General features: G+C 47.9%; 15 protein-coding genes. 10 read left to right on the forward strand and 5 right to left on the reverse strand.

What is annotated here, in order from left to right; genetic code table 11:
* Positions 1-387: 387 nt before the first annotated feature.
* Entirely contained in the window at positions 388-2,142 is a 1,755-nt protein-coding gene (gene cobJ / locus QT996_RS22905; RefSeq protein WP_333049229.1) for a precorrin-3B C(17)-methyltransferase, read from the reverse strand.
* Positions 2,143-2,361: 219 nt separating this feature from the next.
* Between cobJ and bchH the strand changes: the two genes are divergently transcribed.
* Positions 2,362-6,189: a magnesium chelatase subunit H gene (gene bchH, locus QT996_RS22910; protein WP_333049231.1), complete on the forward strand. Its 3,828-nt coding sequence runs from the start codon at positions 2,362-2,364 to the stop codon at positions 6,187-6,189.
* A gap of 403 nt (positions 6,190-6,592) precedes the next feature.
* Here the strand turns inward: bchH and QT996_RS22915 are convergent, their stop codons facing one another.
* Positions 6,593-8,494 carry a penicillin-binding protein 2 gene (locus QT996_RS22915; protein ID WP_333049233.1) on the reverse strand — a complete coding sequence of 634 codons (1,902 nt, stop codon included), beginning with the start codon at positions 8,492-8,494 and terminating at the stop codon, positions 6,593-6,595.
* A gap of 292 nt (positions 8,495-8,786) precedes the next feature.
* The gene (locus QT996_RS22920; RefSeq protein ID WP_333049236.1) at positions 8,787-9,362 is read right to left on the reverse strand and encodes a hypothetical protein; all 576 of its coding nucleotides are present in this window, start codon (positions 9,360-9,362) and stop codon (positions 8,787-8,789) included.
* A 339-nt stretch (positions 9,363-9,701) separates the two neighbouring features.
* On the opposite strand from QT996_RS22920, the gene QT996_RS22925 reads away from it, so the two are divergent.
* The 3 genes from QT996_RS22925 to glgB all read left to right on the forward strand — a co-directional run bounded on the left by QT996_RS22925 (position 9,702) and on the right by glgB (position 13,451).
* Positions 9,702-9,959 (forward strand): serine protease, encoded by a 258-nt coding sequence (locus tag QT996_RS22925; RefSeq protein ID WP_333049238.1) that lies wholly within the window; start codon positions 9,702-9,704, stop codon positions 9,957-9,959.
* A gap of 410 nt (positions 9,960-10,369) precedes the next feature.
* Positions 10,370-10,516, forward strand: a complete 147-nt coding sequence (locus QT996_RS22930) for a hypothetical protein (RefSeq protein WP_333049240.1) — start codon at positions 10,370-10,372, stop codon at positions 10,514-10,516.
* Positions 10,517-11,156: 640 nt separating this feature from the next.
* A complete protein-coding gene (gene glgB / locus QT996_RS22935) occupies positions 11,157-13,451 on the forward strand; it encodes a 1,4-alpha-glucan branching enzyme (protein WP_333049241.1) in 2,295 nt (764 codons plus the stop codon).
* Positions 13,452-13,925: 474 nt separating this feature from the next.
* On the opposite strand, the gene QT996_RS22940 is transcribed toward glgB, so the two are convergent.
* Both QT996_RS22940 and hpsJ-B read right to left on the reverse strand, forming a co-directional pair.
* Positions 13,926-14,843, reverse strand: a complete 918-nt coding sequence (locus QT996_RS22940; protein WP_333049242.1) for a glycosyltransferase family 2 protein — start codon at positions 14,841-14,843, stop codon at positions 13,926-13,928.
* Positions 14,844-14,929: 86 nt separating this feature from the next.
* A complete protein-coding gene (gene hpsJ-B / locus QT996_RS22945; RefSeq protein WP_333049243.1) occupies positions 14,930-15,760 on the reverse strand; it encodes a hormogonium polysaccharide biosynthesis protein HpsJ in 831 nt (276 codons plus the stop codon).
* A gap of 772 nt (positions 15,761-16,532) precedes the next feature.
* Between hpsJ-B and rfaE2 the strand changes: the two genes are divergently transcribed.
* The 6 genes from rfaE2 (at position 16,533) to QT996_RS22975 (ending at position 21,908) form a co-directional block, all read left to right on the forward strand.
* Positions 16,533-17,036, forward strand: coding sequence for a D-glycero-beta-D-manno-heptose 1-phosphate adenylyltransferase (rfaE2, locus tag QT996_RS22950; protein WP_333049244.1), 504 nt, complete (start codon positions 16,533-16,535; stop codon positions 17,034-17,036).
* A gap of 140 nt (positions 17,037-17,176) precedes the next feature.
* Entirely contained in the window at positions 17,177-18,046 is an 870-nt protein-coding gene (locus tag QT996_RS22955; protein WP_333049245.1) for an STAS domain-containing protein, read from the forward strand.
* A 55-nt stretch (positions 18,047-18,101) separates the two neighbouring features.
* Positions 18,102-18,473: an STAS domain-containing protein gene (locus QT996_RS22960; RefSeq protein WP_333049247.1), complete on the forward strand. Its 372-nt coding sequence runs from the start codon at positions 18,102-18,104 to the stop codon at positions 18,471-18,473.
* Between the two features lie 270 nt (positions 18,474-18,743).
* Positions 18,744-19,142: an anti-sigma regulatory factor gene (locus QT996_RS22965; RefSeq protein ID WP_333049248.1), complete on the forward strand. Its 399-nt coding sequence runs from the start codon at positions 18,744-18,746 to the stop codon at positions 19,140-19,142.
* Positions 19,143-19,353: 211 nt separating this feature from the next.
* Positions 19,354-20,373 (forward strand): ATP-binding SpoIIE family protein phosphatase, encoded by a 1,020-nt coding sequence (locus QT996_RS22970; RefSeq protein WP_333049249.1) that lies wholly within the window; start codon positions 19,354-19,356, stop codon positions 20,371-20,373.
* The gene (locus QT996_RS22975; RefSeq protein ID WP_333049251.1) at positions 20,370-21,908 is read left to right on the forward strand and encodes an ATP-binding protein; all 1,539 of its coding nucleotides are present in this window, start codon (positions 20,370-20,372) and stop codon (positions 21,906-21,908) included. Before QT996_RS22970 ends, QT996_RS22975 begins: the two co-directional genes overlap by 4 nt.
* Positions 21,909-22,392 lie beyond the last annotated feature (484 nt).

A 22,392-nucleotide genomic window follows, 5' to 3' on the forward strand; every position in this document is an offset into this window, starting at 1 on the left:
CTCATTCTCTCCCGGCGCGGTGGCTCTAGTTCTTCTGAAAGCCACCGTTCTCATCTTTAGTTAGTCTAAACTACAGTAAATTAAATATATCCAAAAATGAAGCTGCAATCCTTACTAAGGTGGAGTCGATGTCTAAATTCGATGTCTGCCAGAAAAACTTGGCTTCAGGAAGCCGAGATCCCTCAGTACCGAGGATTTCTGTAATCAAAGGCGATCGCTCATCAATCGAGAGTGAAAACCATGAGAGGAAATAACAGGCCGAGCGCGATCAAGTGATTCGTGGCCATTTGTTAACCTAGACTTCCCCCAGCCAGATCAAAATATCTCCTTGTCAAAGTCAATTAGCTTTCCGTCATTTGCTTATTTCCGCAGTTTTTCCTGCTTTACTTATTTTTCGTACCTGCGCGGCGTGTAAACCCACACATCTCCATATTTGCGGGGAATAATCCGAGTCTGACTCGAACCGACAATAACTAAAGTTCTCATGTCGGCGTCTTGCGGCTGGAATTCGCCGAGGGTGCAAACCCGCACAGATTGGGCGGGTCGGCCGAGGTTTCGCCCAAGTATGACGGGGGTTTTAGGATCGCGACTTTGCAACAAAATCTCGATCGCCCTTGCGAGTTGCCAAATCCGCTGTTTCGAGATGGGATTGTAAAATGCCATAACTAAATCGGCAGCAGCAGCAGCCGCAATCCGCTGTTCTATGACCTCCCAAGGCTTGAGAATATCCGAAAGGGAAATCACGCAAAAATCGTGTCCCAGGGGTGCTCCGATCGCAGCAGCGGCCGCCTGCATGGCTGAAATGCCCGGTGCCACCCGAATATCGATGCCTTGCCATTCGGGTTTGGCATCAAAGTCGATCGCCTCAAACACCGCTGCCGCCATCGCAAAAATACCCGGATCTCCCGACGAAACCACGGCGACAGATTTGCCGGATGCTGCTAAATCTAGGGCAAAACGGGCGCGATCGATCTCTTCGCGGTTGTCGGAATCGTGCCGCTTTTGTCCTTCCCGCAGGGTTCCGGCTAAGTCGAGATAAAATTTGTAACCCACCCAATCCGTGGCTTCGCGCAGAATTTCCTTAACTTCCGGGGACATCCAGGGCGCGCCTCCAGGGCCAGTACCGACGATCGCCAGTTTGCCGCGGCTAATTCCGATCGCCCTAGCATCAAAGGGTTCGGCGGCCAGGGCGATCGCGCAATTCACGGAGTTTGGGCGATCGAACTCGATTAAGTGACTGTTTGCACCGGCTGCTGTCAGGGCAATTTGTGCGGCCTTATTTTCGATGAATTCAATTGAGTCTAATTCGACAAGTTCGGATAGATTGAAAAAGCGGACGGGGACTTTAAAATATTGTGAAACTGCTTCAAGTGCCGGATTTCCCATCTCCTCTTTTAATGCAAAAAATCCCGCAACGGAAGCTGGCGCTAAACCTGCATTTTCTAAGACTTCCTGGACTAATGAAACCGCTATTTCCGGCTCAATATGCGATAGCTTTGTGAGTGCAACTGCCACAATTTGCGGATGGTAAACTAAACACTCGGGCGTTGGCGCAATTGCTTTTTCGGTGACGCGGATAGTCAATTTTGCGTCGGGGGCGATCGGCAAATTGCTCTCGGAAAGCCAGCTTGCAGCCGCTTCTAGGCGTACTTTTGCCCCGGCGAGCAAATTTGAAATAAAAGTCTTCGCGTCCTCTGGATTCGCTAAATAATAGCCTTGGGGAGGACTCAGCAGCGCGGTGCGAAACCGGATATCTCCGGTTGTGGTAATTGCAGGTTGTACGCCCAGGGCTGCTGCAATCTCTCTGGCCAAATCATTAACGCCGTGCAAACCGCCCAGCAGCGGTACGACGGCGCTTCCGTCTTCTGCGACGGCTAAAACTGGCGGTTCGGCGCGTTTGTCTGACAGCAGCGGGGCGAGGGTGCGGATGATAATTCCGGCGGCGCAGATACCGATGATTGGGGTTTCTTTTGCGAATAATTCCCGCAATGTTTCGCCGAAGTTGCTAAAGTTGATGTCTGTGTTGGAAGTGCGATCGATTAAACCGTAAATCTGGGAACCGGGGAAATGGGCGGAGATTTTTTTGGCGATCGGCTGGCTGTTTTGACCTAAAATGATTATTGCGGGAGGTATTCGCTTCACGGTTATAGATTTGAGTTTGCTTGGATTGGTTTGATTATTTTAGTCTTTTGTTACTTCTTAAATAAATATTTGACGAACCGCGAAGACGCGAAGGGCGCGAAGGAAGAGAAAGAAGTGAAGCCAGAATTTTTTCTGTTTTATTAGTGGCACAGGCATTTTGCCTGTGAATCTCTGCGATTAGTTTATCATTAAAAGAACCAAATATTTTGAGGTTGGGCTGTGAAACGCATTGTCTTAATTGCAGGGTTTGAATCTTTTAATGCTGAGTTGTACCGCAAAGCGGCTGAGTTGGCTGTTAATGGCTGTCAGGGATTGGAAGTACGGGTTTTTAGCGATCGCGCCCTCGCAGACGAACCCGACGCTGTAGCAGCCGCTCTCTTGAATGCTGATGTGTTTTTCGGGAGTTTGCTGTTTGATTACGATGCGGTAATGTGGCTGCGAGAAAGGGTGCAAAATATTCGGATTCGCCTGGTTTTTGAGTCGGCTTTGGAATTGATGAGTCTTACTCAAATTGGCGCTTTTAAAATTGGTGACAAACCGAAGGGAATGCCGAAGCCTGTTAAGTTTATTCTGGATAAGTTCAGCAATGGGCGAGAAGAAGATAAGCTGGCTGGTTATATCAGCTTTTTGAAGGTGGGACCGAAATTATTAAAATATGTGCCGGTGCAAAAAGTGCAAGATTTGCGAAACTGGCTGATTATTTATGGTTACTGGAATGCGGGCGGTGCGGATAATGTTGTCTCGATGTTTTGGATTATTGCTCAAAAGTATTTGGGGCTGAAGGTTGCAGAAATTCCGCCGCCTGTGGAAACTCCCAATATGGGTTTATTGCATCCTGATTATAATGGTTATTTTGAATCGCCTCGGCAATATTTGGATTGGTATCTGAGTCATCAAAGTGCTAGGGGCGGCCAAGATGCCCGTTCCACCAAATTTGGAACCAATTGGTTCCAAAATTCATATCAAGTAAAATCCCCTGTTGTGGGCATCTTACTTTACCGCAAGCACGTTATCACCAAGCAGCCTTATATTCCTCAATTGATTCGCTATTTTGAAGATGCGGGAATTGTGCCTTTGCCGATTTTTATCAATGGCGTTGAAGGCCATGTGGCGGTGCGGGATTGGATGACGACTGCTGATGAAACTGCGCGGCGAAAACAAGGCAATATTGAAACTCTTTCGCTTTCTAAAGATGCTGTGGAAGTTGATGCGATTGTTTCTACTATTGGTTTTCCTTTGGTTGGCGGGCCTGCTGGTTCGATGGAGGCGGGGCGTCAGGTGGAAGTTGCTAAGCGCATTTTAACTGCTAAAAATGTACCTTATTTTGTGTCCGCACCTCTGCTGATTCAGGATATCCATTCCTGGACTCGTCAGGGGATTGGAGGTTTGCAAAGTGTGGTATTGTATGCTTTGCCGGAGTTGGATGGCGCGATCGATCCTGTTCCCCTGGGCGGTTTGGTGGGTGAGGATATTTATCTGGTGTCCGATCGCGCGAAACGCCTGACAAGTAGAATTAACAATTGGGTGAAATTGCGCCAAACTCCGCCATCTGAAAGGAAAATTGCAATTATTCTCTACGGGTTTCCTCCCGGTTACGGGGCGGCGGGTACGGCTGCTTTGTTAAATGTACCGAAATCGCTGCTAAATTTCCTGCACAAACTTCAAGCCGCAGGTTATACAGTTGGAGAAATTCCGGCTGACGGTGAGGAGTTAATTCGCAGGGTGAAAGAGGCGGATGATGCTGCAACCGCAGATGGGGGCGGATTAACGGGGATGAACGCAGATGGGAGGGGAGGGTTTGGCAATACTGTTAATGTCAAAAAGCTGGAGAAGTGGCTGGGGTATTTGTTAACAAGTCGTATCGAAAAACAGTGGAAATCTTTAACGGGTACGGGCATTAAGACAGACGGCGACGAGTTTCAAATCGGTGGCATTCAACTGGGTAATGTTTGGATAGGTTTGCAGCCGCCGCTGGGAATTTCGGGCGATCCGATGCGCTTAATGTTCGATCGCGATTTGACGCCTCACCCTCAATATGCTGCTTTTTACAAGTGGCTGCAAAATGATTTGCAAGCTGATGCTGTGGTTCATTTCGGAATGCACGGCACTGTTGAATGGTTGCCCGGTTCTCCTCTGGGAAATACTGGCTATTCTTGGTCGGATATTTTGTTGGGAAGTTTGCCGAATCTTTATATCTATGCTGCCAACAATCCCTCGGAATCGATGTTGGCAAAACGGCGCGGTTACGGTGTTTTGATTTCTCACAACGTGCCGCCCTACGGCCGCGCGGGCTTGTACAAGGAATTGATGGGTTTGCGGGATTTGATTGCGGAATATCGAGAAGATACCGCCAAGAATTATGTGCTGAAAGAGGCTATTTGCAAGAAAGTTTTAGATAGCGGTTTGGAGGCTGATTGTCCGTTTGATGAGGCTCGCAAGTTGGGTATTGCTTTTAGTTTTGAGACTGTAGGAATGTTCAGTGCTGATGCTTTTAACCGCTATTTGGTGAAGCTTTACGAGTATTTGCAGGTGGTGGAATGTCGCTTGTTTTCTTCGGGTTTGCACGTTCTCGGGGAACCCCCTAATTCTGAGGAAATGACCTCTTATCTTGAGGCTTATTTTGGGGATAGGTTATCACAGGAACAGGTGCAAAAGCTGGTTTTTGAAGAAAATGAACCGCAGAGGCGCAGAGGGCGCAGAGAGGAAGAAAAAGAGGGGTTTGATGGGTTGTTTGAGGAGGGTTTGTTGGTGCGGGATTTGTTGTTGCAAACGACGGATGAGTTGACTAATCTTTTGCGGGGTTTGAATGGGGAATATATTCTGCCTGCACCGGGCGGGGATTTGTTGCGGGATGGGGCTGGGGTGTTGCCAACTGGTCGGAATATTCACGCTTTAGACCCTTATCGGATGCCTTCTCCGGCTGCTTATGAAAGGGGGCGCGAAATTGCTCGGAAAATTATTGAGAAGCACGTTGATGAACAGGGGAATTATCCTGAGACTGTCGCAGTCATGTTGTGGGGTTTGGATGCGATTAAAACGCGGGGCGAATCTATTGGAATTCTCCTAGAATTGGTGGGGGCTGAACCTCTAAAAGAAGGTACTGGCCGCATTGTTCGCTATGAATTAAAGCCGTTAGCTGATGTCGGTCACCCCCGGATTGATGTGTTGGGAAATCTTTCGGGGATTTTTCGTGATAGCTTTGTGAATATTATTGAATTGTTGGATGATTTGTTCGTGCGGGCGGCGGAGGCTGATGAACCGGAATCGGAGAATTTTATTCGCAAACACGCTTTAATTTTGCAGGCACAAGGTGTGCAGAATTATTCTGCCAGGTTGTTTTCTAATCCGGCTGGGGATTTTGGTTCTTTGGTTAACGATAGGGTTGTTGATGGTAGTTGGGAATCGGGGGATGAGTTGGGGAAAACTTGGGAAAGCCGCAATGTTTTTAGTTACGGGAGGAAGGATAAGGGGGAAGCGAGGCCGGAGGTTTTGACTCAGTTGTTGCAAGGGTGCGATCGCATAATTCAAGAAATTGATTCTGTGGAATACGGTTTGACTGATATTCAAGAGTATTATGCAAATACTGGCGGTTTGAAGAAAGCCGCAGAAAAGCAGCGCGGCAAAAAGGTTAACACGAGTTTTGTAGAAAGTTTTTCTCAGGATACCACTCCGCGCAATTTAGAAGATTTGCTGCGCTTGGAATATCGAACTAAGTTGCTAAATCCTAAGTGGGCTAAGGCGATGGCAAATCAAGGTTCTGGCGGCGCTTATGAAATTTCGCAGCGGATGACGGCGTTAATTGGTTGGGGTGGAACGGCTGATTTTACTGATGGTTGGGTTTACGATCAGGCGGCTGATACTTATGCTTTGGATGAAGAGATGGCGCAGAAGTTGCGCGAGGCCAATCCTGAAGCTTTTCGCAATATTGTAGGGCGAATGTTGGAGGCTAACGGGCGCGGTTTTTGGCTGCCGGATGCGGATAAGTTGCAGCAGTTGCGCGAGTTGTACGAGTTAACTGATGAGAAAATTGAAGGGGTGGCAGTGTAGTTGTTTTAGTCTAAATATTTAGGGGTGGGCTTCTAGCCCGCCCCACAATAGTTTCAAAATATTTCAGGTGGAAACATCGGAATTAATATTACCCACAGCTTTCGAGACGGCAGTGCCGTGTCCCTACAAGAATTAATCCATGTTTTGGGCTACGGAAACGGCATTGCCGTGTCCTCAATCGCCCTGTTGTCGATCGTTATATCTGATCGCGCCATGAATCATTTTGGGTTAGGGAAACCGCATTGCCGTGTCCTCAATCGCCCTGTTGTCGATCGTTATATCCGATGATCGCGCCATGAATCATTTTGGAGTAGGGAAACCGCATTGCCGTGCCCTCAATAACCCTGTTATCGATCGTTATATTCGATGTCAATTCCTGACGCCACATCTCAGATATAGTCAACTACTTCTTACTCGGCGCAATCTTCTCAATAGAAATCAGCGCCTCCATCACCGACTCCACAATCGGCGCCGCCACCGTACCCCCCGAACCGTCCTTCGGCTCATCAATCACCGCCAAAACCACATAGCGAGGCGCCTCCACAGGCATGATCCCCACAAAGCTAGTAATAATCGCCTTGTCAGAATAACCCCCACCAGCCTTAGCTTTTTGAGCCGTACCCGTTTTTCCAGCAATCCGATACCCAGGAATTTGTGCAGCTTTCCCCGTACCACCATCAACCACAGTTTCCATCATTTCTAACACCTGCTTAGTAGTTTCTGGCGAAAAAACTTGCTTCGGAACCGGCCTCGGAAGCTTCCAATAAGCTTCACCTTCCCTATCAAAAAGTCCCCGCACAACGTGAGGAGTCACCAACTTGCCACCGTTAGCCAAAGCGCCGTTAAGCTGCACCAACTGCATCGGAGTAATCGAAAAACCTTGCCCAAAAGCCGTAGTAGCAACTTCCACCGGAGAGTTAATAAATTGCTCTCGATTTTTAAGCTGACTGGTTACTTCAAAAGGCAAATCAGTTCCCGCAGTTTGTCCGAGTCCGAGTTTTTCTAAAGCTTGATAGTAAAGAGAAGGTTTCATACTTCTCATTACGTGTACCATCCCCACATTGCTAGAATGTTTCAAAATCTCAGTAACAGTCGAAGGGCCGCGCGCGCCTACGACTTTGTAATCGGAATTTTGGATAGTCCAGCCATCCATGTAAATCCGACCTTCGTCCTTAAACACAGTATTAGGTTTCACCGCACCCGCTTCCATAGCAATCGCCACATTAATCGCTTTAAAAGTGGAACCAGGCTCATAAACATCCGTTACAGCCCAATTTTTATAGCGCGACAAATCGAAATTAAAATATTGATTAGGGTCATAAGAAGGTTCCGCTACAACGGACAGCAATTCCCCGTTACGGGCATCCATTACAATCACCGTGCCCCGCTTGGCATCGTGTTGCTTCATTTTTTCCTTAAGCGCAATTCGGGCGGCCCGCTGCAAGCGACTGTCGATCGTCAATTGCAATTTCAAGTCATCAAGCTGGACAAATCCCGCCGTCAGCCGATCGGGAACCCAATTCCCATTGCTTGACCTGCTAAACTGAATCGACGGCATCGATCGTTCCAACAAATTCTGCTGGCTGTATTCCACCCCGGCTTGTCCCTTCCGTTCCCCGTCCACATAACCGAGGATATCCGCCGCCAACTCCTGCTGCGGGTAAAAACGCTGCTGCTGCCGCAGCAACTCCAAGCCATCGACTAGACTCTCTTTAATTTGCATCTGAGCGACGCGATCGGCAACCTCTTGAGGCAGAGAGTCGGCAATTGTAATACCGCTTTCAGCAAGATTAAACCTGCGTATCAGTTCAGTTTCCGAGGTAGTACCCGGACTCCGTTCGATCGCAAGCATCGGAGCCAATTTAGCAGCGATTTCCGCCTTTGAGTGGTTAAACAACTTCGGGTGAGCGTAGAGCGTGTACACCTGCCTGTCGATCGCCAAAACATTCCCCGCGCGGTCAACTATCGGGCGTCTCGGTACAAACGGCTTTGTTTTGAGAGTTTGCTGCTGCTCGGCTTGTTTACGCAGCGCCGGAGCTCGCGTCACCTGCAAATAAAACAAATTCACAGCCAGCCCCAGCCCCCCCAGCATCAACACCGCCCACACCGCCCACAAACGGAACTTGCTGCGCTTTAAACGCTCCACCGGTCGCCCCCAAGATGCAGCCGTCTGTTGTGGCGAGCGCCCCAAACTGCCCGAAGATCTAGGTTTGGCTGGTTTTTCCCACCCTGTGCGATCGCCCGACTGTTTTGTGCGTTTGAAATTCGGCGATCTGTAGCGGTCAAAACGGGGGTCGTAGCTCATGGCATTAAAAATTCAATAGCAAGTTAGAGCGTTTTAGAACTTATAATTTATAACTTAAATCTTAAAATATAAAATTCACGACTTGGGAATGACCAGTCCCTATCAGGTTTGGATCAGACCTACAGTTGCATTCTGTTTTTTGAAGTGGTGTTAATTATTTTTAATTTGTAACTTCCCGTTGGAAGCAGAAAATCGATCGCGACTTGCAAAAAATTCAAAAGGAAATTAGATCCTCGAATTTTCAGGCCCTCGGACACTCAGGCCCTCGGGCGCTCTCCGCTTTGACACAGGTTTAATAGCCCAGGGGTGTTTCCACACCGCCTCCCTTCTTGAGAGCGGGCTCAGAATTTGGTGCCGCAACGGGCGATCGAGTTTCAGGGGCCGGCTGCAAGAAAATCGTGTCCCGAGGATTCTGCCGAGCCAAACCGGTTTCGGGATTTTGGGCTTCTTTAGCAAGTTGGTGTTTCAAGACTTCACTAGAAGCACTCAATTGCTGTTCCCGGAGGCGCAGAGTTTCCAGTTTTTGATACTCCTGACTCCAGCGCTGCTCGCCGTAAACTGTCAAGCCGTAGAGACTCAGAGCGCCGCCCAAAAGCATTAGTGCTGCCACTGAGGAGGCGCGCTGTGCCTGCAGGAGCGATCGCAACCACACTGGCTGCTGCTGGCGATCGGGCAGGACTTTGATCACCGATGCCGACGACTGAGCTTGAGCCTGTTCGTCGGCGGGCGAGTAATTGGGCAATACCGGCCCTGTCTTCGCCCGCCTAGCCCGGGCAATAGAAGTAACTTTGCTTTTGGCTGGGCCAGCAGCGGGCTTGCGAGCCGATCGGGAGCGGGGAGAATCAGGGGATCTGATAGCAGCGGTCATAGAGTTCACCAATACGTAAAGTGGGGTAGCTTCAGCTTGATTGAGGTTAAAAGTTTTTTGTCTCCCAGATCGCCAGTTGTGGCCATCTGCGTTTAGATCGCTTATCCTTGACCAAGGATACCTCACAAGCCAACCAACCCATCCTACCACTGGTCTCTTTGACTTCAGGATTTGCCAAAAAAAAGAAATCTTTGCTGGTTAGCGATAATCTATGTGAAATTTATGAATAAATGCAGTATTGTAATCAACGAGCGAATCGTTGAGCTATTCGTGCCAGCATTGTTTCTCAAGTAAACTATTCCCTTCCTTGCGATGGGTTTTCAATGTTAAGGAGTTTTTATGAACAAGGGATTAATTCGTTTGACTTTGGCAGTGGGCTTGGCAGTAGCCCTCGGCGCCTGCGGAGGTGATAACGGCGGCGGCGGTGGCTCTAGCCCCACTCCGGGCGGCGCTGGCGGCGCTGGCGGCGCTGGCACTACTACTACTACTCCTCCGGCTTCTTCTTCCACTCCAAAGGCTACTCCTGGGGCTGGTGGGGCTGGTGGAGCTGGGGCTGGTGGAACTACTTCCCCTTCTCCTACTCCTAAAAAGCCCTAACTACGGCTATCCCGGAGTCTGTGCCCAACGAGCCTAGCCTGCGGGTGAAAAATGGTTCGCTCCTCGCATTTTTTCATCTTATCGGTCTAGGTCTCAAGTTGGGTGTTAGTGATTGGCTGATGCTTTTACTACTAAAGTTCAGTACATCCGCTTACAGCAGCAAAGTCCCCTGATTCGCTGCGTTACAAGAGCATTCCCTTTCAAGTAGAAAATTTGACTCCCGGCCTGCACGTTTTGAAACTCAAGCCTGTGCCAGGATGTTTGAGGACATTGCCAGTGCTGCTGCCTCAACTGAATATCAACCGGAGGATCTCGCAGACTCGACGCAAATTTTGCACTGTCGATCGAGTCTCGATTTCCTTCCCCGCCCCTGTGGATCGCAGACGAGAGGAAAGCAAGCTGAGGCTTGAATGATCGAAGACTGGCTCAATGAAAGCATCGGCATTGCGACTCGATTTGCTGACTACGAGTTTCGCCCCAGTGCGGGCAAGCCAATCGATCCGTCTGTTTTGATCCCGTTTAGTGATTCAATTGAGGCCGCGCCAGTGCGGTATTAACCCTGCCTCGGCAAAACTCGCTCCAGTTGCGCCTTAGTGCTGCTTTAAACCTCTTGCACCGTCGCTGGTAGGATGGTGCCAGTTTGGTAAGCGATGCCTTGAGCATGGCAGATATTGCTTGCTGCTGTCGCCATGGTGAGTCCTTTAGCTTTGATTCCTCAATACCGAGTTGAGCATCCTTCGCTGTTTGAGCGTATTGCCCAAATTCACCGACTTTGTGGGGAAACCCAGCCTCCGGGATGTGAAATTCTACAGATCGTCCCTGCCGGAAAATTCCAGCTAAATTAGCTGCTCCCCAACACTTACTCTCTTTGACCCTCGGGCAGCCGCAAAGCGACCCGATTTTGAAAAAAGTTAATTATCACATAATTGAGAAAAAGTCAAGAGTTTTTGAGAAAAATATAAATTTTTCAATTTGTTTTAATATTTCTATACTTAGATGTTAGCAGTAAAACCCCAGCTCGGCCGCCGGCAAGGCAACAGCCTGCTGCGTGTGCAAGGGCGCGCGCTGGAACTGCAGCAGGCAAGATCATGCTAATCAGTGGTAGGATCAGCGATCAAAAATGTATCGAAATGTAAAGTGCAGCGCCGCTCTAGGTTTTGAAAGACATTTAGTTAAAAGATTGAGGTAAATAGTTTTATGCCCGCGACCGTCCCCTTTGAACAGATTGACCGAATTGTTTGGAATCAGCACCAAGATCCATTTCAAGTGCTAGGCCCCCACACGATCGAAGAAAATGGCAAAAAAGTCTGGGTCGTCCGAGCTTATCTGCCGAATGCGGATGCAGTATCCGTAGTTGTGCCGGAGGCCAGGGCCGAATACCCGATGAAATCAGAGCATCACCCTCACTTTTTTGAATGTACGATCGACACCCCAGAACTAGCAAACTATCAATTGCGGGTCAAAGAAGGGGAACACGAGCGCTTCATCTACGATCCCTACGCCTTTCGATCGCCCAAACTCACAGAATTCGACCAGCATCTATTCTCAGAAGGCAATCACCACCGCATTTATGAAAAACTTGGGGCACACCTCACCGAAGTAGACGGCATCACAGGAGTATATTTTGCCGTTTGGGCCCCGAATGCTCGCAATGTCTCTGTTTTAGGAGATTTCAACTATTGGGACGGCCGCAAACATCAAATGCGGAAATCGCAAAACGGCATTTGGGAATTATTTATTCCGGGACTATCCGTGGGAACTTCCTACAAATACGAAGTGAAAAACCAAGACGGACATCCCTACGAAAAGTCCGATCCTTACGGTTTCCAGCAAGAAGTGCGACCGAAAACAGCATCAATTGTTACGGACTTAGACACCTACACTTGGAACGACAGCGCTTGGATCGAAAAGCGGCGACACACAGACCAACTGACGCAGCCGGTTTCGGTTTACGAATGCCACATCGGTTCTTGGCTGCACGCCGCTACTGACGAACCTGCCGTGCTAGCAAATGGGGAAATAGAACCCCCCGTGCAAGTTTCGGAACTCAATCCCGGGGCGCGCTTTCTGACTTACCGGGAATTAGCCGATCGGCTGATTCCCTACGTCAAAGATTTGGGATTCACTCACATCGAAATGCTGCCGATCGCCGAACATCCTTTCGACGGTTCTTGGGGCTATCAAGTCACCGGTTATTTCGCCCCAACTTCCCGCTACGGCAAACCTGAAGATTTCATGTATTTTGTTGACCAGTGCCACGCCAACGGCATTGGCGTACTGGTGGATTGGGTGCCCGGGCATTTCCCCAAAGACGGACACGGTTTGGCTTTCTTTGACGGTACTCACTTGTACGAACACGCCGACCCCCGCAAGGGCGAGCACAAAGAGTGGGGAACCCTGGTATTTAACTACGGCCGCAACGAGGTGCGGAATTTCTTAGTAGCAAACGCTTTGTTCTGGTTTGACAAGTACCACATCGATGGGATTCGCGTAGATGCGGTGGCTTCGATGCTGTATTTGGATTACTGTCGCGAACCCGGAGAATGGCTGACTAACCAGTACGGAGGTCGCGAAAATATCGAGGCTGCGGATTTTCTGCGGCAGGCTAATCATGCAATTTTCAGCTATTTCCCAGGTGCACTGTCGATCGCCGAAGAATCTACCTCTTGGCCGATGGTATCTTGGCCGACGTATGTAGGGGGTTTGGGTTTCAACCTGAAGTGGAACATGGGTTGGATGCACGATATGCTCGACTACTACCACATGGACCCGTGGTTCCGGCAGTTCCACCAGAACAACATAACTTTCAGTATGTGGTACAACCACAGCGAGAATTTCATGCTGGCTTTGTCCCACGATGAGGTAGTGCACGGCAAGGCTCACATCATCGGGAAAATGCCAGGGGACGAATGGCAAAAGTTTGCAAACGTGCGGTGTTTGTTTACTTTTATGTTTACTCATCCCGGAAAGAAAACGATCTTTATGGGGATGGAGTTTGGTCAGTGGCACGAGTGGAACGTTTGGGGGGATTTGCAGTGGCAGTTGCTGCAATTCGAGCCGCACCAAAAGTTGAAGCTGTTTTTTAAAGATTTGAACAATTTGTACCGCAGCGAAACGGCACTTTACAGTCAAGATTTTGCTGAGGATGGGTTTGAGTGGATTGATTGCAGCGACAACCGACACAGTGTCGTGGCATTTGTGCGCCGACAGAAGGATGGCGACGAGTTTGTGGTGACGGTGTGCAATTTTACGCCCCAGCCGCACTCTCACTATCGCGTAGGAGTGCCGGAACCAGGTTTCTATACGGAGTTGTTTAACAGCGACGCGCGGGAATACGGCGGCAGCAATATGGGGAATTTGGGGGGCAAGTGGACTGAGGAATGGTGGTTCCACAACAGTGCTTATTCGATCGACTTGTGTTTGCCACCTTTGGGGGTGTTGATTTTAAAGCTCGATCGGGCAAAAACAACAGCCAAATCTCAAGAGTTTTAAGTTCTGAGTAGTGAGAGTTTTGAGTTAAAAACCCAAACTTTATTAAACCTAAAAATTTGAGGGTATTCAGAAACCCGCTTTCTCCAAGAAATCGGGTTTTTTTTTGTTTTGTTGTTGTGGTAAATATCTGGAGGTGGTGACAAACCCGTCAAAAGACCTACTGATGGCGGGGCATTGCATAATAGCGGGATGATTGTGATTTTGTTTGTAGGTGTGCCCATGCTCCCGAAGGCGTGTATTTTCACAGCAGGCGGGACGCTTAACCCCTACTCCCCACAAGAATCATCCTCCAATTATGCCAACCCGAATTAATGATAATTAGGCGCAATAAACTACCATTTTTTCAGATGTGTATCAGGGCTAGGTTCTTGATTATATCTATGTTCGGACGGGGTTGTCCTCTAGTGAAGTGCGTAAATCATGTTCTTTTTTAAGTTGTATTAATTACCAATGCCAATTTTTAATGCCCAATTTTTAATTTCGAGTATCAGAAGCGCCAAGATTATAAGAAACTTTTGACGGCTCAACTGTTACTACTTCCGAAATAGGTTGTTCTGCCGCTGCCTCTAAAGTTGGCAGGGGTAGATGCTTCATTTCCCAAACTTTCAGCAAAATTAGATATTCATAAAAAGCTTGCAGCGTGCACCAAGCCAATCCCGCTTGGCCGTCAAGAAATCCGCCCAGTAAAATATACATATAGAAAAAGCGCACCACAGGCCGCAAAGGCAAGCGCAAAGAAAAATCTTTCAAAGCGCGGCGCCTTTCCACCTCGGACGCACCAAACACTAAATCCCACCAATTTACTTGACCCGCTGCTAATTGACGGAGAGTTTCAGCCGCCTCGTCAGTCGAGTAGCGGTTGTGCTTTTCAATCCAGCGGGAAAGACCTTTGCTGCAAGTATAGTGAGGGTAAGTTTCCTTCAAAAAGTGAGTGGGACCGTTGCAGACTTCCCGTTCAGTGTGACCGTAGTCCGTAAACCACACTCGGTCTTTCCGAAATAGACGCATTTGATAGCGGGGATATTGAGTGCTGCGGCGAATCCAGCGCTCCATAAATATTACTTTTTCAGCTACATAATAGCCGATATATTCTTGACTTTCGATCGCCCTTAAGCATTCAGCAAACAGTGCAGGCGTCATCCGCTCGTCAGCTTCGAGGATGTAAACCCATTCGTACTTGCACGGGACTTCTTGGAGCATCCAAGTCCGCTGGCGTCCGTGAGTTTCAAAGCGGTGCTGCACGGTTTGCACGGCATAGTTCTGAACAATCTCAAGGGTGCGATCGGTGCTGAAAGAATCAACTACAATGATATCGTCACAAAGCAGTGCCGATTCAATGCAAGCGGCGATATCAATCTCTTCGTTGTAAGTCAGAATATAAATTGAGAACATTCCCAGCTTTCAGTAAGGGCAAACTATTGGGTAAACAAACTATTTCTCAGGGATGTCTCGACCAGCGCGATCCCTGCCAGCGCCAGTCAATTTTTGCGGCGGCCCAACCGCAGAATTCCCATACTTCTCAATCCCGTCCAACCAACAGTAATGTAGCCGATCGCTAACAGCAAACTGGTGATTCCCGTCTGCAAACTCGAATTTCTCGATCGAGTTCTTAACTCTTTCTCTTTTTGTTGCTGGCGGGTGCGAATCTCGTTACGAGCTTGAGTGGGAAGTGCTTGAGCTTGCTGTTCCAGGAACTTGTCGAGGGCTTTCGGGTCATTTTTCGACTCCTGAAGCACAGCTTTCAATTCCTTGGGAACCTCTGGACTCTTGAGTGCTTGTTGCAGCTTCCCCTGGTCTTCCAGCAGCGTGGCTATCTGGGTGCGACGCTGGCTTTTGAGCTGTTCTACCTGAGCTTTAAATTGAGGGCTTTTAAGTTGTGCCTCAAGTTGAACTTCCGCTTGTCCGGCTTCTTGATCTACTTGAGCCAGAGCATCCTTGAGTTCCAAACGAGTATTGTTGAGGTGAACGGGAACCAGAGATAGGTAAACTAGACCTAACAAGCTGGAAATCAACAGCGCCCAGAATCGCAAGTCCAGCCAAACCTTGCGTCGCTCAATAGAGACTCCACTGCTACTGTCAACCCAAAAGCCAGTCATCAGGAGGGCGATACCGATCAAAGGAATAATGCCCTTGTCAACTATCTGAGTTGCAGCAGCCAACTGCCAGCCTCGATTGAGAAGGTCTGAAGTTTCTCCCGGCAGCGACAGAACAATGCAGTCAAGCAAAGCAGAGAGAATTAAGATAATCCCGACTACTTTTAGAGTTCGAGCAGCTACTGAAGAAAATGGACGGCTATTACTTGCTTTCATAATTCGTGTTAGATAATTCTACACCGTTAGATTCAAGCGGGTAGTTGAGTGGATTTTGTTGAACGAGTTAAGCTATTTTCCCCCAAAATAGCTGCTTCGGGTACCGAACTCGACTTTCCTCTGGGTTTTCACAGGCTGCGGTTGCGACCCAAAAGGTCGAGTTTCTGCACAGCTATATAGAGTTGGACACAGGAGGCTGTGCGCTTCTGGGTTGGCTGTAAAGCTTGGTCAAGATAGCGCCCAGAAACTGCTGCAAGCAACTGCTGGCTTCTTCTATAGTCTGACGAATCCAGCGTCAAGATGAGTTCTCCACGCTTGGGTTCCAGCTTTTAGCTAGCTTTCGCTCGCGCGGCGGTGTCAGAAATAATAGACACAGGAGGAGCGCGTTTCGTTGGGTTTAACCCCCTAGGGCTCTCACTACCCGGGGCGGTGGAACTAAATCCCTTGTCTTATAGTAATTGATATCAGAGAGGGCGGGAATAAATAATTTTTTCCCAACCTTTTTAACCTCCAATTACCAACAGCACGATACGGCAGTCACAAATACACGAATAGCGCTTTTTTAATTAGAATTCTGTTGACCAGATCAGCTCCGTCGTCAGTAAGTTTACTTATCTTTTCGTGCTTAACAGTCACAGATTACTAATCACTATTTCCTCATCGGTAACTATTAATTATTGCCATATTGAAGGATTTATTATTCAATAGTTAAAGTGCAAAAGTTCACATTTTTTGGTAAAATAATTTTGAGCGCTGTTCAAATTTGGTGGTAATGAGTGCAATGATTTCTGATGTTTACACGTTGAGAGAACTTGAAAGATTGATCGCATCCGATCCGGACAAGTGGCGTCCGATCGTATTTACTAACGGCTGCTTCGATATCCTGCACTGCGGTCACGTCCGCTATTTGCAGGCAGCAAAAAATTTGGGGCGATCGCTCGTGGTGGGCTTGAATAGCGACGACAGCGTGCAAGCTATCAAACCGCAGCAGCCGGGATTGCCACCCCGCCCGATCGTACCGGAAAATCAGCGAGCCGAAGTGTTGGCAGCCCTCAAACCAGTAGACGCCGTAATAATTTTTTCCGAGATTACAGCAATTAAACTGATAAATATCCTGAAGCCTGATATATACGTTAAAGGAGGCGACTATCAAGTCGAAACTCTGCCGGAAGCACCGGCCGTTATCGCCGCAGGTGGCAAGATTTCCTTAATCGAAATAGAAGTTCCGAGTTCTACCAGTGCGATCGTCAAACGCATTTTACAATTAGGTACTTAACCCTTGATCGCAAACAGCAAACAGTGAGCTAAACTCAGAAGTTGCCCCATCAAAAAACAGTAAAGTACGCGCGGCGAAGCTATCCCGTAGGGAATCGCTCGTACAACTTCATCCCAATTGCTAAGCAGGAGATAATTTTAATGGAACTCACAAGCAATAACACGATCGCGGAAATCCTACAAAGACACAAAGCAGAGTTACTAGCAGACTGGCTCAAAGAACTGCAAAATACCGGGCTGCGGCGGGACGACTTGATGAGAGCCAAAGAATTGCGCTCCGAGTGTCAAGAGTTCCTGCAATTGCTCCACATTGCAGTCGGGAACGGTAACTTTAGCGACATCCAGACACCCGAATGGGAAAATATGCGGGTGTTGCTAGCAGAAGTTTCGCGATCGCGCGTTCAGAGAGGCTTTACTCCCTCAGAGATAGCGAGTTTCATTTTATGCTTCAAAAAGCCATTGTTCGATCGGCTTTGTCACGAACTGACACAAAACCGCGACGCACTTGTCGAACAACTTTGGCTTTCCACCAGTTTATTAGACCAGCTAGGTCTTTGGGTGACAGAAATCTTTCTCAAAGCTCGCGAAGAAGTCATCGAACGCCAGCAGCAAGAAATGCTCGAATTATCAACACCCGTAGTCAAACTTTGGCAAGGAATTCTCGCATTACCAATGATCGGGACTCTTGACAGTGCCCGCACTCAAATAGTCATGGAAACTCTGTTGCAGGAAATCATGGAAACCGGCTCAGAATTTGCGATTTTAGACATTACAGGCGTGCCGACTGTTGACACTTTAGTTGCTCAACATTTATTAAAAACTGTCGCCGCCGCCCGTTTAATGGGTACTGAGTGCATCATCAGTGGGATTCGTCCGCAAATAGCTCAAACCATAGTTCATTTAGGAGTTGACTTGCAGGATATTCTCACAAAAGCTACTTTAGCAGATGCTTTTAAAGTCGCTTTACAACGTCAAGGTTTAACTATTAAAAATCTTAAAGAGGAAAGATAAACATAGTGCATTATGACAGTAAAACTCACGTAAAACTTAACAAATAGGTGAATTTGTGGAACGAATACCGATTCTTCAAATGGGAGAATTTTTGCTAGTAACAATTCAAGTAGATATGCACGATCGCTTAGCAATGACGCTGCAAGATGACCTGACGAACCGCATCGTCAAAACAGGTGTTAAAGGGGTGTTAATTGAAATTTCTTCCCTCGAAATAGTTGATTCTTTTATCGGTCGCATTATCAACAATATCGCTAGTATGTCGCGAATTTTAGATGCTGAAACAGTTGTGGTCGGGATGCAGCCAGCAGTTGCTATTACGCTCGTTGAGTTGGGGCTTTCCCTGACAGGAGTTCGCACCGCTTTAAGCGTTGAAAAGGGCATGATTTTGTTGAGAAAATCCTTGGGTTTCTCTCCTGACGAGTAACAGTAAGCAGTCGATTAATTGTCCCCTGACTGAAGCACAGGCAGTAAAGAAACCTAGTTTCTTTGTAGATACCTTGTTGACCAACTGAAGATTTATGAGGACAGGGCTTACGCACTCAAGGGGGTTAAATCAAGGGTTTGAAATTCCTGCACTATGTTCTCTTTTGAGAGAAAATCTTAGTAAGTGCGTAAGCCCTATTAGGAGAAACTAAGTTGACGAGCGTAAGTCCTATATTTTGTGGAGAAGTTCTATTTTGGTACAGTAGCCACCATGTCAAAACGTGAGACACTAGAAGTCCGATCGTCATCCGATATAGTCCACGTCCGACAGCAAGTGCGAACTTGGGCTGTAGCAATGGGATTCGGTTTATTAGACCAAACGAAAATCGTTACCGCAGCCAGCGAACTCGCCCGCAATACTGTAGAGTACGGCAAAGGGGGAACTGTAACTCTCGAAACGCTCCAATTAGGCACCCGCAAAGGGCTGAGGCTGATATTTGAAGACAAGGGCCCGGGAATTCCAGACATTGAATTGGCAATGACTGACGGTTATACTTCTAATCACGGTTTGGGTTTGGGACTCAGTGGTTCTAAACGGTTGATGCACGAATTTGAGATTGTTTCCAAAGTGGGTAAGGGGACTAAAATTGCGATCGTCCGCTGGCGCTGAAGAAGTAATACGATTTGAGAGTTGAGATTTTAGATTAAAGAATTGGGAATGAGTGAGGACGAGCGAGGTTTGGAGGTTGCGTATAGTTGTATTATTTTTTTTAATTGGTATAAAGAGCAACCAGCAAAGCCAAGAAGTGATTCTGGGAATCCCACACCATACCCAGAGAGGGTTGGCGTATGGAGGATTTCATTATGAGAACTAATAAAAAATGATAGATGCCGTAACCCTGCCCGTAATAGAAGAAAGTCAAGTCGGAGAAGCGCGGCGAATCGCAGTCGCCCTCGCGACGGAAGTCGGATTTAACGAGACCGATCGCGGTAAAGTGGCAATTGTTACCACCGAAGCAGGAAAAAACCTGGTCAAACACGGCCGCGAAGGAGAACTTTTGCTGCGAACATTAAAAACAGCGGCAGGATATAGCATTGAAATAGTAGCGCTAGACCGCGGCGAAGGAATGGCAAATGTCGCGTTGTGTATGCGGGACGGTTTTTCTACAGCGGGTAGCCCTGGAACTGGACTGGGGGCAATTAAACGCCTCTCTACTTTTTTTGATATTCATTCTGTACCGAAACTGGGGACAGCCTTATTAGCCCGGCTGGAACCGACCCAAAATAGCCGGGAAGCATCCCAAAACAGCAATTACTTAGAATTAGGGGTTATCCACTTACCAAAAGTAGGAGAGCAAATTTGCGGGGATTCGTGGGCGATAGAGAATCACGTTGACAAAAACCTGATATTAGTTGCAGACGGGCTCGGCTACGGAGATTTAGCCCAGGAAGCGTCTCGTGAAGCAGTGCGGGTATTTGAGGAAAACGCCAAACTCGGGCCGAAAGCAATTTTAGAGAAGGCGCACGCTGCTTTAAAAAATACCAGAGGAGCGGCTGCGGCGATCGCCCAAATCGATCGTACTCAACAAACAATTTGTTTTGCCGGAATTGGCAACATCAGCGGTGTAGTTGTCACAGATAACCAAAACCGCAGCATGGTTTCCTACAACGGCACAGTTGGACATATGATGCGAAAAGTAGCAGAATTTGTCTATCCTTGGTCGCAGCAGTCCCTACTCATCATGCACTCTGACGGTTTGGCGGCGCAGTGGAATTTAAACCGCTACCCGGGTTTAGCCTCCAGGCATCCTGCTTTAATCGCAGCCGTGCTCTACCGGGACTTCAAACGCACTCGCGATGACATGACAGTTATAGTAGCCAAGGTGAGAGAAGCAGCGTGAGTTACCCAATCCTGACGACGGAAGTCCGCTTTGAACAAGACATCGTACAAGTACGCCAAAGAGCTCGCCAAATTGGTAAAGGGCTGGGATTCGATTCCCAAGTACAAACCCGCATCGCCACAGCAGTTTCCGAAATTGCCCGCAATGCTTTCAAATATGCAGGCGGTGGCAAAGTAGAATTCATTGTGGAAGGGGAATCGCCCCAAATTTTTCGGACTCGGATTTCCGACACCGGGCCGGGAATTGCTGATTTACCGGCTGTGTTAAGCCCCAATTTTCGATCGCAAACCGGCGCGGGACTCGGTTTAGCAGCAGCGAAACGGTTGATGGACGAAGTGCAAATCGACTCTCGGCCCGATCGCGGAACGGCTGTACAATTAATTAAACAGTTTTCCAAAAATATGCCCGCGCTGAGTGCGATCGAACTAAATCAATTAGTTGACAAACTAGCGCGCCAAATTCCCGAAGATCCCTATGCCGAAATTCAGCAGCAAAATCAAGAATTACTACGCACTTTAGACGAACTCCGCCAGCGTCAAGAAGAGCTCGTACAATTAAATCAACAACTAAAAGATACCAATCGTGGAGTCCTGGCACTTTACGCTGAATTGAACGACAAAGCCGAATCTCTCCGGCGCGCTAGCGAACTCAAAACCAGCTTTTTATCCAATATGAGCCACGAGTTTCGCACTCCGCTAACGGCAATTATGAGCCTTTCCGAAATATTGTTAAATCGCCTCGACGGAGAACTTTCAGCCGAACAGGACAAGCAAGTAAATTACATTTACAAATCCGCCGAGTCTCTCGCAGAACTTGTCAACGACTCGTTAGATTTAGCCAAAGTGGAAGCCGGAAAACTAACTGTTCGCGTGGCTGATTTTGAAGTAGAAGATTTGTTCAGCGCCCTGCGAGGAATGATGCGCCCCCTGCTTCCCCAAAACTCTGCCGTTTCTATAATTTTTGAAGATCCTCTGGAACTTCCAATCCTCACAACCGACGAGGGAAAAGTTTCTCAGATTTTGCGAAATCTAATTTCTAATGCCCTCAAATTTACCGAAGCAGGTGAAGTTCGAGTTGCTGCGGAAATGGGAGAGGAGGGAACAGTTACTTTTTCAGTAGCAGATACGGGCATCGGCATTCCCCCAGCCGATCAAAGGCGGGTTTTTGAAGAATTTGTCCAACTCGAAAACCCCTTGCAGAAGCGCGTCAAAGGCACCGGATTGGGATTGTCTCTGTGCAAAAAACTGGCGGAATTTCTGGGGGGAAGCATTGAAATCACAAGTTCACCCGGAGTGGGTTCGACTTTTTTGGTCACACTGCCGATTCTGTATCCTGGAGAGGAAGAAAACCCTTTGGAAATGTCTGCTGGTAAGGAAGATGAAATACCGCAGGCGATCGCAAATTCTCGCTCGCCAGTGCCGGATTCAGCAGCAAAAGTTTTGATTAGGGAGGATGAAGATAGTTTTTCGGTATTTGCTGAAAGATTTGCTGGCAGAAATTCCTTGTACTGCGATATAAGTCGCCCACGGTGCTGAAGGTTGGGGTTCGGCTGTGCTTTGCCGAACCCAATTTTTATGGACATTATGATGCCGGGTATGACTTAATTTGACGTTTTGGAAGAGTTCAAATGTGATCGCACTACTTGTCAAATACCTGCTATAGTGATGAATTCAAAATATTTTGGGTTACATCACTTTTTTGTTGTGCGGGAGGCTAGCACTGCACTGTGAAAAATATTATTCCGATGCAAAGGGAAACGATATCAGGCATTGTAGCTTTTGAGGACGGAAGTCCGATGCTGCGAACCTAATTATATTTTTTTCACCGTATTTTATATGGTTCGTAAGAGAGTTAATTTATAATAGGCAAGATTTATTTAATTTGCAACAGCATTTAACCTTTGTGCTGTAAAATGTAGCAGTTCTCAGTTGCCGACTCTCTAGTAGGGACTTACCGAGTGCCTGTTTTCGTGTCGGCGATCGGCTAAAACCCCTGATAAATCTCGTTCTTAGCAAAGTC

Source organism: Microcoleus sp. S13C4, assembly GCF_036700865.1.
Lineage (GTDB): Bacteria > Cyanobacteriota > Cyanobacteriia > Cyanobacteriales > Microcoleaceae > Microcoleus.